The following is a 17,817-nucleotide window of genomic DNA, read 5'->3' on the forward strand; positions in this document are numbered from 1 at the left end:
GTTCCCACCTTAAAGTTGTTTCAGCTTAACCCCAGTTCATGCCAGATTCGCATCACCTGGCGCCGTTCGTCCGCGAACTGGTCGCCAGCTACCACCCCCGCCTCGTTCTGCAAGGCCTGGCGGTGAGCGGCGGAACGGTAGGCCTTATACACCTCGCGCAGCAGGTCGGCATCGGCAGCGGGCATCAGCCCGACCTGCTCCAGGCCTTCCAGGATGCGGATATTGTCGGTGTAGCGCAGCAACGATGGATGTTGCGCAGACCACGCCAAAGCCGCGTATTGCACCATAAATTCAATATCGACGATACCTCCGGCGTCCTGCTTGAGATCGAAGGTGGCCGTGGCTTCAAAGGCATTGGCCGCCGTGCCGGCTGCGGTGGACTTGGTCCCCAGGTTGTCACGCATCTTGGCGCGCATCTCGCTGACCTCCTGGCGCAGCTTCGCCAGGTCCTGGTCCCGGCCCAATACTTTGGCCCGTACTTGCTCGAACGCACGCCCCACATCCTGGCTGCCTACCAACACCCGAGCCCGTACCAACGCCTGATGTTCCCAGGTCCAGGCTTCGTTTTCCTGGTAGCGGGCAAAGGCGCCCAATGAGCTGACCAACAATCCGGAAGCGCCTGACGGCCGCAGGCGCATATCCACCTCGTATAACTGCCCGGAGTTGGTCTGGGTGGTCAGCAGATGAATGATGCGCTGGCCCAGGCGCGTAAAGAACTGCGCGCCGTCGATGGGCTTGGCCCCGTCGGTTTCAGCTTGCGGGTCACCATCATGGATAAATACCAGGTCCAGGTCTGAGCCATGCCCCAGCTCGATCCCGCCGACTTTTCCGTAGCCGACAATAATGAATCCGGGATCGCACAGGGTACCGTCTACCCGTTGCGGCGAGCCGTGGCGGGCAACCGTCTGGCGCCAGGCCAAAGCCAGCACTTGCTCAAGGATGGCTTCGGCCAGCCAGGTCAGGTAGTCACTGACTTTCATCAACGGCAGGCTGCCGGCAATTTCCGAGGCGGCCACCCGCAGACGGTGCGCCAGTTTGAAGTGGCGCAGGGCTTCCATCTGCTGTTCAAGGTCATCTTCAGGAATCCGCGTCAGGCGCTCGCGTAACTCGGCGGCCAGTTCCGGCGCCTGCGGCGGCTTGAACAGGCGACCTTCGTTAAGCAATTCATCCAACAGCAGTGGGAAACGGGTGATCTGCTCGGCAATCCATGGGCTGGCGGCGCACAAGGTCAACAGCCGACGCAGGGCATCGGGGTTTTCCGTCAGCAGTACCAGATAGGCCGAGCGCCGGGCGACCGCTTCCACCAGCGGCAAGACGCGCTCCAGCACCAGGTCGGGGTTGGCATGTTCAACCGCCTGGGCCAGCAAACGCGGAATAAAAGCATCCAGTCGCTCACGCCCCAGTCGTTGCATGGCCCGCAATTGTGGGCTACTGCGCAGCCCGGCCAAGGCTTTTAACGCTTTGGGGGCATCGGTAAAACCGCCTTCCTGCAATTGGCGGCAAGCGGCTTCTTCGTCCTGGGACTCTTCCCACAGCGGCAACCATTCGCCGCCGACCACCAGTTCGCTTTCTTCGCCTTCCTCTTCATCCGGGTCGGCAATCACCTGGCGGAAATGCCAATCCACGCGACCGCGCCAGTACATCAGGCGCTCATGGAACGCAGCCCAGTCCGGGAAGCCCATCATGAAGGCAATCCGCGCCTGATCTTCGGCTCCATCCGGGAGCATTTGCGTCTGCCGGTCGGCAATCGCCTGGATCGCATGCTCGGTGTAGCGCAGGAATTCGTAGCCGTTGCGCAGCTCGGCGATCACCGCCGGCGGCAGATAACCCTGCCCTTCCAGGGTGCCGAGTACCTTTAACAATGGCCGCTGCTGCAGGCTCAGGTCACGCCCGCCGTGGATCAACTGGAACGCCTGGGCGATAAACTCCACTTCGCGAATACCGCCGGAGCCGAGCTTGATGTTCTCGGCCATGCCCTTGCGCCGCACTTCCTGCTGGATCAGTTGCTTCATGGTGCGCAGTGCTTCGATGGCGGAAAAGTCCAGGTAACGCCGGTAGACGAACGGCCTGAGCATGTCGAGCAACTGTGCGCCGGCCACTTGATCGCCCGCCACCACCCGCGCCTTGATCATGGCGTAGCGTTCCCAGTCACGCCCCTGATCCTGGTAGTACTGCTCCAATGCATTGAAGCTGAGCACCAGCGCGCCGGCCGAACCGTAGGGCCGCAGGCGCATGTCGACGCGAAACACAAAACCGTCGACCGTCATTGGATCTAACGCCTTGATCAGTTTTTGACCAAGACGAATGAAAAACTCCTGGTTATCCAGGGAGCGCTTCACACCCATGGTCTCGCCACCTTCGGGGTAGGCAAAGATCAGGTCAATATCCGAAGACAGGTTCAACTCCACAGCGCCGAGCTTGCCCATGCCGAGGATAACCATCTGCTGCGGCTCACCGCTGCGCCGGCCAGTGGGTGTGCCGAACTGCACGCAATGGCGCAGGTACAACCATTGATAGGCTTGATCAATGCAGGCGTCGGCCATGTCCGACAGGTCGCGGCAGGTCTGGACCAGGTCCGCCTGTCGGGTCAGGTCGCGCCAGATGATCCGCACTTGCTGGCGAGTACGCTGGCGACGCAGGACGCGGCCCAGCTCATCTTCTGTTTCAGCTTGTTGCACAGCGGCGGCAATCTGCCCGCACAGCTCATCGGGTGCAAAGCTGCGATCCAACTCGCCCCAGGCCACCAACTCAAGCAACATCAAAGGGTCACGAACACTCTGTTCAATGACGAAATCACTGGCGGCGCACACCCGGGCGAAGTCGGCCCAGCGTTGCGGCGTCCACTCAGAAAGGCCATTATCGCCCTCCAACCTGGCTGCCGCGTCACGAAATGACTGCTCGGCCCGTTTGGCAAATGACAGGAGAACGGCCGGTAGTTCGGCCAGCATTGGAAGGCTCATGGTCTATCCTTGATCGGCGCGTAAATGGCTTGTAGCTGTGAACGCAAGAACCACGCTCGGTGAAGGACTGTCGAACAAAAGTTAGAAATAGCTGAAAATTTATATTTTTTGGCAGGCAACATTAACTCTCTACCTTTTCTTGTTCGCAAAAGATCAACAATAACGATTATGCTCACCAGCCAGACCGAGCCATACGCTCAGTCTTGTGTAGTTTTACTACTCGTATATACATTCGAAAGGCTGAAATGGCCGACGATTTGTAGTAAAACTACAGGACGCCGAAGCAACCTTCGGCCATCCAAGAATTTATGTCGTCTGCCCACAAGGCCAGTCGCAAACTTCAGGCAACCGATTCTGGTAGCCTTTCCGCCCTGGAGCAAGCCATGCAAGACCTCGATCCCGTCGAAACCCAGGAATGGCTGGACGCCCTGGAATCGGTTCTCGACAAAGAAGGCGAAGACCGTGCTCACTACCTGATGACCCGTATGGGCGAACTCGCGACCCGCAGCGGCTCGCAACTGCCCTACGCCATCACTACACCGTACCGCAACACCATCCCTGTTACCCACGAAGCACGCATGCCTGGCGACCTGTTCATGGAACGCCGCATTCGCTCGTTGGTACGCTGGAACGCGATGGCCATGGTTATGCGCACGAACTTGAAAGATTCTGACCTGGGCGGTCACATCTCCAGCTTCGCCTCCAGCGCAACCCTGTATGACATTGGCTTCAACTACTTCTTCCAGGCCCCGACCGAAGAACACGGCGGCGACCTGATCTACTTCCAGGGCCACACCTCGCCAGGCGTCTACGCCCGTGCGTTCATGGAAGGCCGCATCACCGAAGAACAAATGAACAACTTCCGTCAGGAAGTCGACGGCCAGGGCCTGTCGTCCTATCCGCATCCTTGGCTGATGCCTGATTTCTGGCAGTTCCCGACCGTATCCATGGGTCTGGGCCCAATCCAGGCGATCTACCAGGCTCGCTTCATGAAGTACCTGGAAGCCCGTGGTTTCATCCCGGAAGGCAAGCAGAAAGTCTGGTGTTTCCTGGGCGACGGCGAGTGCGACGAACCGGAATCCCTGGGCGCCATCTCCCTGGCCGGCCGCGAGAAGCTGGACAACCTGATCTTCGTCATCAACTGCAACCTGCAGCGCCTCGACGGCCCGGTTCGCGGCAACGGCAAGATCATCCAGGAACTCGAAGGCGTGTTCCGTGGTGCTCAGTGGAACGTGACCAAAGTCATCTGGGGCCGTTTCTGGGACCCACTGCTGGCCAAGGACGTCGACGGCATCCTGCAACGTCGCATGGACGAAGTCATCGACGGCGAGTACCAGAACTACAAGGCCAAAGACGGCGCGTTCGTACGTGAACACTTCTTCAACACGCCAGAACTCAAGGCGATGGTTGCAGACCTGTCCGACGACGAGATCTGGAAGCTCAACCGTGGTGGCCACGACCCGTACAAGGTCTATGCGGCCTATCACGAAGCGGTCAACCACAAAGAACAACCCACCGTCATCCTGGCCAAGACCATCAAGGGTTATGGCACCGGTGCCGGCGAAGCGAAAAACACCGCGCACAACACCAAGAAAGTTGATGTTGAAAGCCTGAAGTTGTTCCGCGACCGCTTCGACATCCCGGTCAAGGACGAGGAGCTGGAAAACCTGCCGTTCTTCAAGCCGGAGCCAAACAGCGCCGAAGCCCGCTACCTCAGCGAGCGTCGCACTGCACTGGGCGGTTTCGTGCCACAGCGCCGCGCCAAGAGCTTCAACATCCCGACGCCACCACTCGATACCCTCAAGGCTATCCTGGACGGCTCGGGCGACCGTGAAATCTCCACCACCATGGCCTTCGTGCGGATCCTCGCGCAACTGGTCAAGGACAAGGAAATCGGCTCGCGTATCGTGCCGATCATCCCGGACGAAGCCCGTACCTTCGGTATGGAAGGCATGTTCCGCCAGTTGGGCATCTACTCCTCCGTCGGCCAGCTCTACGAGCCAGTCGATAAAGACCAGGTGATGTTCTACAAGGAAGACAAGAAGGGCCAGATTCTCGAAGAAGGCATCAACGAAGCAGGCGCCATGAGCTCCTTCATCGCTGCCGGTACTTCGTACTCCAGCCACAACCAGCCGATGCTGCCGTTCTACATTTTCTACTCGATGTTCGGTTTCCAGCGTATCGGTGACCTGGCCTGGGCTGCCGGCGACAGCCGTACCCGTGGCTTCCTGATCGGCGGCACCGCCGGGCGGACCACGCTGAACGGCGAAGGCCTGCAACACGAAGACGGTCACAGCCACATCCTGGCGGGCACCATCCCGAACTGCCGCACCTTTGATCCAACCTATGGCTATGAGCTGGCGGTGATCATCCAGGACGGCATGAAGAAGATGACCGAAGAGCAGCAGGACGTTTTCTACTACATCACCGTGATGAACGAGTCCTACCAGCAGCCAGCCATGCCGGCCGGTGTCGAGGAAGGCATCATCAAGGGCATGTACCTGCTCGAAGAAGACACCAAGGAAGCGGCGCACCACGTACAACTGATGGGCTCCGGCACCATCCTGCGTGAAGTCCGTGAAGCGGCGAAGATCCTGCGTGAAGAGTTCAACGTTGGCGCTGACGTGTGGAGCGTGACCAGCTTCAACGAACTGCGTCGCGATGGCCTGGCCGTGGAGCGCAGCAACCGTCTGCACCCAGGTCAGAAGCCTGCGCTGAGCTACGTCGAAGAGTGCCTGACTGGCCGTAAAGGTCCGGTTATTGCCTCTACCGACTACATGAAACTGTTTGCTGAACAAATTCGTCAGTGGGTCCCGTCCAAGGAGTTCAAAGTCCTGGGCACCGACGGTTTCGGTCGCAGTGACAGCCGCAAGAAGCTGCGTCACTTCTTCGAAGTCGACCGTCATTTCGTGGTGTTGGCAGCCCTGGAAGCCTTGGCTGACCGTGGTGATATCGAACCTAAGGTGGTGGCCGAGGCTATCGTCAAGTTCGGGATCAACCCGGAAAAACGCAACCCACTGGACTGCTGAGGAGATTTTCTGTGAGCGAACTCATTCGCGTACCTGACATCGGCAGCGGTGAAGGTGAAGTAATTGAACTGTTTGTGAAGGTCGGCGACCGCGTCGAAGCCGACCAGAGCATCCTGACCCTGGAGTCGGACAAGGCGAGCATGGAAATCCCTGCTCCCAAGGCCGGCGTGGTCAAAAGCCTGAAAGTGAAGCTGGGCGATCGCCTGAAAGAAGGCGACGAACTGCTGGAGCTGGAAATCGAAGGTGCCGCTGATGCGGCCCCTGCGGCGGCCGCTCCTGCTGCCACCCCGGCTGCAGCTGAAAAGCCTGCCGCTGCTGCCGAGGCCCCTGCGGCCCCGGCTGCTGCACCTGCTGCTGCCGCGACTGTTCAGGACATTCATGTTCCGGACATCGGTTCGTCGGGCAAGGCCAAGATCATCGAGTTGCTGGTCAAGGTCGGCGATACCGTCGAAGCCGACCAATCGCTGATCACCCTGGAATCCGACAAGGCCAGCATGGAAATCCCATCGCCGGCTGCCGGCGTGGTGGAAAGCATTGCCGTGAAGCTGGAAGACGAAGTCGGTACTGGTGACTTCATCCTCAAGCTGAAGGTTGCGGGCGCTGCTGCCCCTGCTGCCGCTCCAGCCGCAGCTGCTCCGGCCGCAAAAGCTGAAGCAGCACCTGCTGCTGCCGCACCTGCGCCTGCTGCAAAAGCCGAGGCCGCACCTGCGCCGGCCGCTGCACCTGCGCCAAGCGGTGCCAAGGTTCATGCCGGCCCTGCCGTGCGCCAGCTGGCCCGTGAATTCGGCGTCGAGCTAAACGCGGTAACGGCCAGCGGTCCTCACGGTCGCGTGCTGAAGGAAGACGTGCAGGTTTACGTCAAATCCATGATGCAGAAAGCCAAGGAAGCTCCGGCTGCCGGCGCAGCTACCGGTGGTGCGGGCATCCCGCCAATCCCGGTCGTGGACTTCAGCCGCTTCGGCGAAACCGAAGAAGTGCCCATGACCCGCCTGATGCAAATCGGCGCGTCGAGCTTGCACCGCAGCTGGCTGAACATTCCGCACGTGACCCAGTTCGACCAGGCTGACATCACCGACCTGGAAGCCTTCCGCGTTGCGCAGAAAGCCGTGGCCGAGAAGGCTGGCGTCAAGCTGACCGTACTGCCACTGCTGCTCAAGGCTTGCGCACACCTGCTCAAGGAACTGCCGGACTTCAACAGTTCGCTGGCGCCTAGCGGCAAGGCAATCATTCGCAAGAAGTACGTACACATCGGCTTCGCGGTTGATACCCCGGACGGCTTGTTGGTACCTGTGATCAAGAACGTTGATCAGAAGAGCTTGCTGCAACTGGCTGCCGAGGCTGCTGCACTGGCTGCCAAGGCCCGCGACAAGAAGCTGACCGCAGACGACATGCAAGGTGCCTGCTTCACCATCTCCAGCCTCGGGCACATTGGCGGTACTGGCTTCACGCCAATCGTCAACGCGCCGGAAGTGGCGATCCTCGGTGTCTCCAAGGCTACTATCCAGCCTGTGTGGGACGGCAAAGCCTTCCAGCCGAAGCTGATGCTGCCGCTGTCGCTGTCCTACGATCACCGTGTGATCAACGGCGCCGCTGCTGCACGCTTCACTCAGCGCCTGAGCAGCTTGCTGAACGACATCCGCACCATCTTGCTGTAAGCCTCAACAGGCCTCCTTTTCACCGAGGAGGCCTGGTTACACCGATTTCCGAGCGCCACGCTCGTACCTCAACCCCGCCAATTTGGCGGGGCTTTTTTTAGGCTTTTTTAACACCCAAATCTCTGTAGCCGCTGCCGAGGCACGAGGCTGCGATGCGGGCCGCAGGACCGCCAGAGTGGGCCGCTATGCAGCCCATCGCAGCCTCGTGCCTCGGCAGCGGCTACAACCACCCATCACCCCGGCTGCAGAAATCGCCTGCGCGGCCGATAACACACTTATAGCACTTAGCCTTCATCCTCACTTGTCAGCCCGTGCCGCATGATGCAACCTTGCCGCAGGCAACAGTAAAGAGGGCGTGAGCCCAGCGCCGTGCGCATTTTTCCAAGCGAGTTTCCCCATGAAAAGCCAACCCGATGTCGCCCGAACGGCGGCCGAGGTAGTGACGCAATTACCGGTGCCTTCGCGCCTCGGCATGCTGCGTTTCGAACGGCTTAATGAGGCAAGCTGGGCCTTGCTTTATCTCGACCCCAATTGCGAACGCCAGTTCGGTCTGCCAGCCGTCGAGCTGTGTGCCCTGATCGGTTCGCCTTACGCCAGCCTGATGGAACCCCAGGCCCGCTACCAGTTGCATGATGCGATTCAACAACAACTGACTATCAGCCCCCATTACCTGGTGCGCTACACCTTGCACACCCACGACGGCCCGCTGAGCCTGCTGGAGCTGGGTGAGGCCTACAAACAACACAACCGTCACCTGCTGCGCGGCTACTTGATGGTGGTTGACGGCCTATTCAGCGGAGCAGCACCGCTAGCGCCGGCAGCCGATCTGGAAAACCAGAACAGCCGCTTGCAGATCGCCCTGGAGCTTAACCAGCGCGCACAACAAGAACAGTTGCTGCACCTGGAACGCGTACGCGCCCAGCAGGAACTGATCCTGGTGCTGGCCCGTCAGCGCTACAGCACCAACAACTCGCTGCAGGAAGCCGCCGAGCTGATCACCCGCAGTGCCTGCGACATCTATCAGATCGATTGCGCCAGCATCTGGAACCTGGAAGATCAGCGCCTGGTGCCGATTTCCGCCTACCAGCGCGCCGAGCAGCAACACCATTTGCCAGAACCCATTGATGCCAGCAACTTCCCGGATTACCTGGAAGCCCTGCATACCAGCCGCGCCATCGACGCCACCAACGCCATGCGCGACCCTCGCACCCGGGAAATGGCCGAAAGCTTGCGAGCCAATAATGTCCACGCCATGCTCGATGCCAGCATCCGCGTCGATGGCCAGGTGGTCGGCGTGCTGTGCCTGGAACAACGGAACAGCACCCGCGCCTGGCAGTCCGATGAAATCGCCTTTGCCGGCGAACTGGCCGACCAATTCGCCCAGGTCATCAATAACCACAACCGACGTACCGCCACCAGTGCCCTGCACCTGTTCCAGCGAGCGGTGGAACAAAGCGCCAACGCTTTTCTGCTGGTCAATTGCGACGGTGTGGTGGAATACGTCAACCCCAGCTTCACTGCGATCACCCAGTACAGCACCGAGGAAGTCCACGGCCACAAACTGTCGGAACTGCCGGCCCTGGAGAATCTCAGCGAACTGTTGTTCGACGCGCCGTCGAGCCTGGCCAAGAGCAACAGCTGGCAAGGCGAATTCAAGAGCCGGCGCAAAAACCTCGAACCCTACTGGGGCCAGTTGTCGATCTCCAAGGTCTATGGCGACAACCGCGAGCTGACCCACTACATCGGCATCTACGAAGACATCACCCAGACCAAGTTGGCCCAGCAACGCATCGAACGCCTGGCCTACACCGATAACCTGACCAACCTGGGTAACCGCCCCGCGTTCATTCGCAATCTCGATGAGCGCTTTGCCCGAGACAGCGATAGCCCCATCAGCCTGCTGCTGGTGGACATCGACAACTTCAAGCGCATCAACGACAGCCTCGGCCACCAGACCGGTGACAAGCTGCTCATCAGCCTGGCCCGACGCCTGCGCAACAGCCTGAGCAGCAGTGGCAGCCTGGCGCGCTTCGCCAGTAACGAGTTCGCGGTACTGCTGGACGACACCGACCTGGAAACCGGCCAACAAGTCGCCAGCCAACTGCTGATGACGCTCGATAAGCCGATGTTCGTCGACAACCAACTGATCAGCGTCACCGGCTCCGTGGGACTGGCCTGCGCGCCGCTGCACGGCCGTGACCCGCAAACCCTGATGCGCAACGCAGGCCTGGCGCTGCACAAGGCCAAGGCCAATGGTAAGCACCAGGTCCAGGTGTTCACCGAAGCGCTGAACGCCGAGGCCAGCTACAAACTGTTTGTCGAGAACAACCTGCGCCGCGCCCTGACCCAGAATGAGCTGGAGGTGTTCTACCAGCCCAAGCTGTGCCTGCGCAGTGGCCGTTTGCTGGGCATGGAAGCGCTGTTGCGCTGGAACCACCCGGAAAAAGGCATGATCCGCCCGGATCAGTTCATCAGCGTGGCCGAAGAAACCGGCCTGATCATCCCCATCGGCAAGTGGATCGCCCGCCAGGCCTGTCGCATGAGCAAACAACTGAGCGCCGCCGGCATGGGCAATCTGCAGGTGGCGATCAACTTGTCTCCCAAACAGTTTTCCGACCCGGACCTGGTGGCCTCGATTGCCACCATCCTCAAGGAAGAGCAACTACCGGCCAACCTGCTGGAGCTGGAGCTGACCGAAGGCCTGCTGCTGGAAGCCACCGAAGACACCCGCCTGCAGTTGGATCAATTGAAGAGCTTCGGCCTGACCCTGGCCATGGACGACTTCGGCACCGGTTACTCGTCGCTCAGCTACTTGAAAAAATTCCCCATCGACATCATCAAGATCGATCGCAGCTTTATCCATGAAATCCCGGACAACCAGGACGACATGGAAATCACCTCGGCCGTAATCGCCATGGCCCACAACCTCAAACTCAAGGTGGTCGCCGAGGGCATCGAGACCGCCGAGCAACTGGCGTTTTTACGCCGGCACCGTTGCGACGTCGGCCAGGGCTACCTGTTCGACCGCCCCATCCCGGGGTCAGAGCTGCTTGAGAAGCTTAAACGCTACCCGCGCGGGCCAATCGCCTGACAGCGCTGTAACACTCGGGCACACTGGCTGTCTGAATTCTTACTGTTAACTCAATCTGACTGAGAGGACTGTCATCATGGTCTTGCGCTCGGAAATTCTGGTGAACAAAAACGTGCTTCCTACTCAAGAACAAGCTTTGCCCGGCCGTGAAACTCCGATGGCCTTGCCCGAAACGCATTCCGTCAATGGCAACCCACTACTGGGCCCGTTCGTCGACAACGTAGAGTTTGCGATCTTCGGCCTGGGTTGTTTCTGGGGCGCGGAACGCAAATTCTGGCAGCGCGACGGCGTGGTCAGTACGGTCGTCGGCTATGCCGGCGGTTACACGCCAAACCCGACTTATGAAGAAGTCTGCTCGGGCCTGACCGGCCATAGCGAAGTGGTGCTGGTGGTGTTTGACCAGGACAAGATCAGCTACGAAGAACTGCTGAAAATGTTCTGGGAATTGCACAACCCAACCCAGGGTATGCGTCAGGGCAATGACATCGGCAGCCAATATCGTTCGGTGATCTACGCGGTCAAACCTGAGCACCTGGAAGCCGCCAAAGCCAGCGCACAAGCCTATCAGCAAGAACTGACCAAGGCCGGCCTGGGCACCATCACCACGGAAATCGAAGAGGCCCCGACGGTCTACTTCGCCGAGGCGTATCACCAGCAATACCTGGCGAAGAATCCGCAGGGGTATTGCGGGATTGGCGGGACAGGCGTGAGCTGCCCGATCTGACGCCAAAAACATCGCGGGCACGTCGAATCGTCGCACCGCCCACTCCCACATGAGACCCCGATCAAATGTGGGAGCGGGCTTGCCCGCGAAGGCGGTGGGTCAGTTGATACACATTTGACTGACACTCCGCTTTCGCGAGCAAGCCCGCTCCCACAGGGGTTCTGCGCTTATGTTTAGACCTGATTATTCAGCAATCAACCAATCCATCTGCCACCCACCCTGGGTCTGCCCAAGCTGCTTGGACAGCCACGGCAGCAGCTCACGCAACTCCTCCTCCAGGCCCCACGGCGGATTGGCAATCGCCAGACCCGAGCCATTCAGGCTGTTGGGCGTGTCCAGCGGGTGCACCAGCAACTCTACACGCAGCAACTTTGGCGCACCGGTACCCGCCAGGTCCTGGTAAAAGCGGCGCAACATGCGCTGGTCCTTCACCGGGTACCAGATAGCGGCCACCGTCTGGCGCATGCGGCTGATAGCTTCCTTGAGCGACGCGGCGCAGCGCTGCATCTCGTCGAGTTTTTCGAACGGCGGATCAATCAACATCAGCGCACGCTTTTCCGGCACCGGCAGCAAGGCCCGTGGCACGTGCCAACCTTCGCCCAGGTGCACTTTTACCCGACGGTCGCCTTTCATGTTGTCCTTGAGCAGCACGCCGTCTTCCGGGTGTTTCTCGTTCAGCAACACACGGTCCTGAGGACGAGTCAGGCGTCGCGCCCACTCAGGCGAGCCCGGGTAGTAGCGCAATTGGCCATCCGGGTTCATCTCGTGCAGCACGCGCATGTAATCCGCCGTCAGCGGCGGCAGGTCAGTTTGCCCCCACAGCCGGGCGATGCCTTCCAGGTACTCACCGGTGCGGTTGGCCTGATCACCCTGGAGGTCATACAGACCAATCCCGGCGTGGGTGTCGAGATAGGCAAACGGCTGCTCCTTGCGCGACATCAAGGCGATGAGACGGGTCAAGGTCAGGTGTTTGAAGACATCGGCGTGGTTGCCGGCGTGAAAGGCGTGACGATAATTCATGATTGCTCCTGCGCAGGAGGCGAAGTTTACCTTTTACACAGGCAAAGGTGCAGGGTCGCGGTCAGAAGGCTTGCCCAGCTCTGAGCTCAGGTAGGCCGCCAACGCTTGATGGCCTTCATTTGGCCCGCCCACGAAGTAGGTGACCTTGTGCCTCAAAGTCGTGAGTGCAAATGCACTGTGCAGGTCCGACCGTTGCTCCTCCAGCCATTGCAGCAGGTTGTCGACAAGCGTAACCGTCGACCGCTCCTCCAGCCGTTTGAGAACCGGCGCAGGCACCTTCCACCATGGGCTTTTGCGCGCGCTCCCCATCACGGCTCCAGTCACCTCATGAGACTGGCCATTGATCCAGTAGCGCCGAAACACGGGGATAACCTCCCCTGCCTGAGGCCCAAGCGCCTGCAAGACAGGCAGCAGACAGGCCCCGTCCCAGAAACGGAAAAATACCGCTTGCCCTTCGGGCAGGAGAACCTTGGTCAGGCTACACAGATGCTCGACAACCGTTTGCAAAGAACAGGACGAGACGGCCAGCCAACCCCAATCGTCGCCCTCGCATGCAGCCACCCAGTCGAGAAAGGCGCTATCGATGGCCACTACCGCGGCATAAGGCATTACCTCTTGCCAGTCCGCATACTCGCTGCCAGCCCAGAGAGGGCTGGGTGAGCCCCCTCCGGCCTGACGCCAGGCCGCCAAGGCCTTACAGTCACTGGCGTTACTCAGCACTGCATACAACTGCTCGTCGACCTGCAAGGGTTCGCACTCAAGCCACTCATGCAGACAAGTCATAGTAAACCTGCGGCCAACAGCACCCCACGATGCTGCAAGGGGTTACACACGCCCTCCTTGCAACGCTCGCACTCCTCACAAAATAGTGCGCTGCGCTTGAGGCTGAAAATTTGCGCCGCACTCAACGGCGCCAATCGTGTTTCCAACCCCACAGGCAGCGAAGTTGAAACCGTCTTGGGCGCACCGCCAATCTGAATAGGCGTGCTGCAAAAAATTCCGGCTCCAGAGATGTTGATCCACTGCCCACCTGCCTGCAGGGTCACACTGGCGCCGGCCTCCACGACAACCTGCTGCCCGGCGCTGAAGCTGATCTGCGGGCCCGCTTGCAGGGAATGGTTGCCACGGATGATGTGTTGTTCCTCGCCTCCCACTTCCACCCGGCGCAAATTGCCCACTTGCACGCGCTGATCGTGCAGCACGTGCTGGGTCCAGTCGCGCTGGGCCCTGAGGTAGATTTCCTCGGCGTCCTTGCGGTCCTCGATACGCAGCTCGTTATAGCCTCCACCGCCGGGGCTGCTCTGGCTGCGCAAGATGCTGCGGGTTTTGTCTGCTGGCAGGTCAAGAGGCACCGGTGTCGCCGTATTGGCCAGGCAGCCGACCACCACGGGCAAGTCGGCATCGCCGTTGACGAAACCGACCAAGACCTCCATGCCGACACGCGGAATCATGGCCGCGCCATAGTGTTCGTGGGCCCAACCACTGGTAACACGCAGCCAGCAACTGGAATGCGCGTTGTATTCCCCAAGGCGGTCCCAGGCCAATTGCACCTTGACCCGCCCGAACTCGTCGCAATGAATTTCACTGTCCGCAGGCCCGGTCACCACGGCGTTCTGATACCCACAGATCAGCGGGCGGGGTGCTGGCAAAGGCGCTCGAAACACTACATCCCAGGGGGTCGCAACGAAATGATTGCGATAACCCTGCTGAAAAGCCTCACCGCCCGTTTCGGTAACAGCCTCCTCCAGCGCCTGAGGTTGCTTGCCTTCGTGGATCACCTGAGTCACCAGCCACAAGTCATTCCACTCCTCGCGTGGATGCCCGCTCAGCGTAAAGAATTGGCCGCTCACCAGCGCCGGCTGATCGCTGCTGCCGTGGGCCTGCCGGTAGTCGCTGCGGTGGCGCTCCAGGGCACGCTGTGCCAAGTGTTTGCCGTGAGGACGATCCGTGAAGTGGCCGGGATAGCCATGATCCTCCAGGGACGGCAACTGCTCGCCGAGGACTGCACTTTCCAGTTGCAGGCCCGGTTTGCGAAAGTCGTAATCCCGCAGGTTCACCCCAGTAGTGCGAGCCTCCAGTCTCACCGTAAAACGCTTGATCGCCGGCGTCTCGGCGACCATCCCGGAGCCGGGCGCATAGCCCGTGGGTTGATCAGCCCTGGCGAACACCACCTGATCATCGCCAAACACCAACCGATGGCCGTCTGTGCTGTGCTGGAAGTGATAGTGAATACCCAGTTCGGCACTCAGCCGCTGGATAAACGCCAGGTCCGTTTCATCGAACTGTACGCAGTACTCACGCTTGGGGTACTCGCCGCCCAGTCGGAACTCGAACGCATCACCCTGAATCCCCTGCCCTTCCAGCACCAGAGCGATAATCTGCGGGACGCTCTTGTGCTGGAAAATACGTTGATGACTGCTGTGTTGCAGATACGCCAGCTGCGGTACCAGGCTGATCTGGTAACGGGTCAAGCGTGCGCCGGAATCGCCTTGGGCGACCCGATAAACCTGACCGTGAATCCCATGGCCCTGAGCATCAAAACCAAGGAACGCCTGGCGATGAAGCACGCTTTCCAGATCCAGATCAGGCTGCTCGCTGACCAGTTCCAGGTCAAACCGGTAAGGCTGGCTGATGGCCTCGGTGCCGCTGAACTCAAGGACCTTGAGTTCACTGGACACACCGTCGAGGGTCAGGGTGAAAGCACTTTGATTGGCAGGAGCGAACATCCGGTGTTTCTCTGCAAGTAGTGGGCGACCGATTCTGCACCAGCGCTTTGTCGAGCTGAACGCACCGCAGGCAAATCAGTAAATCCCTACGCGACAGGGTCGTTAATCTTCAAACACCCAGCGTCGAACCCACACCCGCACCGTGTTAGCGTAACCGTCATCAATCCCGCCACGAGAATGGAGAACAACATGGCCAGCCGCTACGCAAAAATCACTCTGACCCTTGCGCTGGCGGCCTTCGCCGCGCTCGTTGCCTTCAACAACATCACCGACTACGGCTCCAACTTCGCCTTCGTCAAACACGTGCTAAGCATGGACACCCTCTTTCCCGACAACGCCGCCCTGTACCGTTCAATCACCACGCCGTGGCTGTGGCATGCCGCGTATTGGCTGATTATCGCCGGCGAAACCCTGACCGCTGTGCTCCTGGCACGCGGCGCGTTGGCCTTGTGGCAAGCTCGGCAGGCCACCGCCGGTGAGTTCAACCAGGCTAAAAAATACGCCATCGTCGGCCTCACCCTCGGTTTCGTGGTGTGGTTCTTCGGCTTCATGGTGATTGGCGGCGAGTGGTTTCTGATGTGGCAATCCCACCAGTGGAATGGCCAGGAGGCGGCCTTCAAGTTTTATATGGCGATTCTTGGGGTGCTGATTTTCCTCAACCAATCGGACACTGATCGAGGCTGAATCAGCGCGCAAAAAAAACGGCCCGCCATCCAAAGGATGCGGGCCGTTTTCAATTCAACAGGCCATCAAGGCCCCGCTGATTATTTGTTGAGGTTGTAGTCTTTCTCGGCCGCATCAAAGCGCTCGACCATACCGGCAGTCGGCGCCCCAAGCTTGCTCACGAAGTAGATCGCCAAGCTGGCAAAGATAAAGCCCGGGATGATTTCGTACAGGCCCAGCAGGCTGAAGTGTTTCCACACGATCACGGTGATCGCACCCACCAGGATGCCGGCCAGTGCGCCGTTGCGGGTCATGCCTTTCCACATCACCGAGATCAGCACCACAGGACCGAAGGCGGCGCCGAAACCGGCCCAGGCATAGCTCACAAGGCCCAGCACGCGGTTTTCCGGGTTGGCCGCCATGGCGATGGCAATCAGCGCAACCAGCAGCACCATGGCACGACCGACCCACACCAACTCGATCTGCGAGGCGTTCTTGCGCAGGAAGGTTTTGTAGAAGTCTTCGGTCAGGGCGCTGGAGCACACCAGCAACTGGCAGCTCAAGGTACTCATCACGGCCGCCAGGATCGCCGACAGCAACACACCGGCAATCCATGGGTTGAACAGCAGCTTGGCCAGCTCAATGAACACACGCTCGTGGTTCTCCGTCACGGGACCGGCGACTTCCGGGTGTGCCGAGAAGTAAGCGATACCGAAGAAACCCACTGCCACGGTGCCGCCCAGGCACAGGATCATCCAGGTCATGGAAATACGACGTGCCTTGGCAATCGACTTCACCGAGTCTGCCGCCATGAAACGCGCGAGGATGTGCGGTTGGCCGAAGTAACCCAGGCCCCAGCCCATCAGCGAAATGATGCCGATGAAGGTGGTGTTTTTCAGCATGTTGAAGTTGTCAGGGTTCTTCGCTTCGATCGCCAGGAAGGTGGTGTCGACGCCGCCGGTGGCCAGCAGCACGATGATCGGGGTCAGGATCAGGGCGAAGATCATCAACGTGGCTTGCACGGTGTCGGTCCAGCTCACAGCCAGGAAACCGCCAACGAAGGTGTAGGCAATGGTCGCCGCAGCACCGGCCCACAGTGCGGTCTCGTAGGACATGCCGAAAGTGCTTTCGAACAGACGGGCACCGGCCACGATGCCGGAAGCGCAGTAAATGGTGAAAAACACCAGGATCACTACCGCCGAGATAATCCGCAGCAGGCCGCTTTTGTCTTCAAAGCGGCTGGAGAAGTAATCCGGCAGGGTCAGGGCGTCGCCGTTGTGCTCGGTCTGCACCCGCAGGCGACCGGCCACAAACAACCAGTTGAGGTAAGCACCGACGATCAGGCCGATGGCGATCCAGCTTTCCGAGAGGCCAGACATGTAGATCGCGCCCGGCAAGCCCATCAACAGCCAGCCGCTCATGTCAGAGGCGCCGGCCGAAAGCGCGGTGACCACGCTGCCGAGGCTGCGGCCGCCAAGAATGTAATCGGAGAGGTTGTTGGTGGAGCGATAGGCCATGAAGCCGATCAGCACCATTGCCGCGATATAGATCACAAACGTGATCAGGGTGGGATTACTTACGCTCATTGAGTTACGCCCTGGCTTTGTTTTTATGTAGCGGCGGTCTGTCAGGACGGCCACCCACTGGTGGGTAGACGAAGCTGAATGCCGCGCATTTATGACTGACGTTTCCCCAGGAAAGCCATCAGCCGATGAACCGAACCGGTGGAGGTGGTTGCACCTTGGTGCGCGAATGCTATTCAACAAAGCAAATAAGGTGCAACCAGTTTCTTGAGATTAAGTTGCACCTAGGTGTGTTTTTGGCAAAACAGCCTGTTTTTGCTCCTTTTCGGAGCAAAAACAGCAAAACTCAGAAGTAAATGCATCAACAAGAAGCCGAATCGGTCGAGGGGAATTTTTTTCCTGATGAGCAGCGTTCTTTTCCGGCAA

The 17,817-nt window shown here is 59.7% G+C and carries 10 protein-coding genes; 5 read left to right on the forward strand and 5 right to left on the reverse strand.

All coding sequences use genetic code 11. The annotated features are described in order from the left end of the window. Positions 1-20: 20 nt before the first annotated feature. Positions 21-2,960 (reverse strand): bifunctional [glutamate--ammonia ligase]-adenylyl-L-tyrosine phosphorylase/[glutamate--ammonia-ligase] adenylyltransferase, encoded by a 2,940-nt coding sequence (gene glnE / locus GNF76_RS09095; RefSeq protein ID WP_155582843.1) that lies wholly within the window; start codon positions 2,958-2,960, stop codon positions 21-23. Positions 2,961-3,343: 383 nt separating this feature from the next. On the opposite strand from glnE, the gene aceE reads away from it, so the two are divergent. From aceE to msrA, 4 genes are all read left to right on the forward strand, one after another. Further along, entirely contained in the window at positions 3,344-5,989 is a 2,646-nt protein-coding gene (aceE, locus tag GNF76_RS09100; protein WP_155582844.1) for a pyruvate dehydrogenase (acetyl-transferring), homodimeric type, read from the forward strand. 11 nt (positions 5,990-6,000) lie between these two features. Then, on the forward strand, positions 6,001-7,644 hold the full coding sequence (aceF, locus tag GNF76_RS09105; RefSeq protein WP_178123245.1) for a dihydrolipoyllysine-residue acetyltransferase: 1,644 nt from the start codon (positions 6,001-6,003) through the stop codon (positions 7,642-7,644). Between the two features lie 397 nt (positions 7,645-8,041). Further along, on the forward strand, positions 8,042-10,735 hold the full coding sequence (locus GNF76_RS09110; protein ID WP_155582846.1) for a putative bifunctional diguanylate cyclase/phosphodiesterase: 2,694 nt from the start codon (positions 8,042-8,044) through the stop codon (positions 10,733-10,735). A gap of 76 nt (positions 10,736-10,811) precedes the next feature. After that, positions 10,812-11,459 (forward strand): peptide-methionine (S)-S-oxide reductase MsrA, encoded by a 648-nt coding sequence (gene msrA / locus GNF76_RS09115; RefSeq protein ID WP_155582847.1) that lies wholly within the window; start codon positions 10,812-10,814, stop codon positions 11,457-11,459. 183 nt (positions 11,460-11,642) lie between these two features. Here the strand turns inward: msrA and GNF76_RS09120 are convergent, their stop codons facing one another. The 3 genes from GNF76_RS09120 to GNF76_RS09130 are packed head-to-tail and all read right to left on the reverse strand — an operon-like array spanning position 11,643 to position 15,205. Beyond that, positions 11,643-12,479, reverse strand: coding sequence for a 23S rRNA (adenine(2030)-N(6))-methyltransferase RlmJ (locus tag GNF76_RS09120; RefSeq protein WP_155582848.1), 837 nt, complete (start codon positions 12,477-12,479; stop codon positions 11,643-11,645). Between the two features lie 33 nt (positions 12,480-12,512). Then, positions 12,513-13,262: a DUF4123 domain-containing protein gene (locus GNF76_RS09125; protein WP_155582849.1), complete on the reverse strand. Its 750-nt coding sequence runs from the start codon at positions 13,260-13,262 to the stop codon at positions 12,513-12,515. Then, complete coding sequence (locus GNF76_RS09130; protein ID WP_155582850.1) at positions 13,259-15,205, reverse strand: type VI secretion system Vgr family protein; 1,947 nt, start codon at positions 15,203-15,205, stop codon at positions 13,259-13,261. Before GNF76_RS09130 ends, GNF76_RS09125 begins: the two co-directional genes overlap by 4 nt. Positions 15,206-15,394: 189 nt before the next feature. Between GNF76_RS09130 and GNF76_RS09135 the strand changes: the two genes are divergently transcribed. Beyond that, the gene (locus GNF76_RS09135; RefSeq protein WP_155582851.1) at positions 15,395-15,889 is read left to right on the forward strand and encodes a DUF2165 family protein; all 495 of its coding nucleotides are present in this window, start codon (positions 15,395-15,397) and stop codon (positions 15,887-15,889) included. Between the two features lie 80 nt (positions 15,890-15,969). Here GNF76_RS09135 and putP read toward each other — a convergent pair whose 3' ends face one another. Continuing rightward, positions 15,970-17,454, reverse strand: a complete 1,485-nt coding sequence (gene putP / locus GNF76_RS09140) for a sodium/proline symporter PutP (protein ID WP_155582852.1) — start codon at positions 17,452-17,454, stop codon at positions 15,970-15,972. Between the last annotated feature and the right edge of the window lie 363 nt (positions 17,455-17,817).

It is taken from the genome of Pseudomonas spelaei, assembly GCF_009724245.1.
Classification (GTDB): domain Bacteria; phylum Pseudomonadota; class Gammaproteobacteria; order Pseudomonadales; family Pseudomonadaceae; genus Aquipseudomonas; species Aquipseudomonas spelaei.

Coding starts and splice junctions, on each gene's coding strand:
- GNF76_RS09135 (WP_155582851.1), top strand. CDS start 15,395: ATGGCCAGCCGCTACGCAAAAATCACTCTGACCCTTGCGCTGGCGGCC.
- GNF76_RS09130 (WP_155582850.1), bottom strand. CDS start 15,205: ATGTTCGCTCCTGCCAATCAAAGTGCTTTCACCCTGACCCTCGACGGT.
- glnE (WP_155582843.1), bottom strand. CDS start 2,960: ATGAGCCTTCCAATGCTGGCCGAACTACCGGCCGTTCTCCTGTCATTT.
- aceE (WP_155582844.1), top strand. CDS start 3,344: ATGCAAGACCTCGATCCCGTCGAAACCCAGGAATGGCTGGACGCCCTG.
- putP (WP_155582852.1), bottom strand. CDS start 17,454: ATGAGCGTAAGTAATCCCACCCTGATCACGTTTGTGATCTATATCGCG.
- msrA (WP_155582847.1), top strand. CDS start 10,812: ATGGTCTTGCGCTCGGAAATTCTGGTGAACAAAAACGTGCTTCCTACT.
- GNF76_RS09110 (WP_155582846.1), top strand. CDS start 8,042: ATGAAAAGCCAACCCGATGTCGCCCGAACGGCGGCCGAGGTAGTGACG.
- GNF76_RS09125 (WP_155582849.1), bottom strand. CDS start 13,262: ATGACTTGTCTGCATGAGTGGCTTGAGTGCGAACCCTTGCAGGTCGAC.
- GNF76_RS09120 (WP_155582848.1), bottom strand. CDS start 12,479: ATGAATTATCGTCACGCCTTTCACGCCGGCAACCACGCCGATGTCTTC.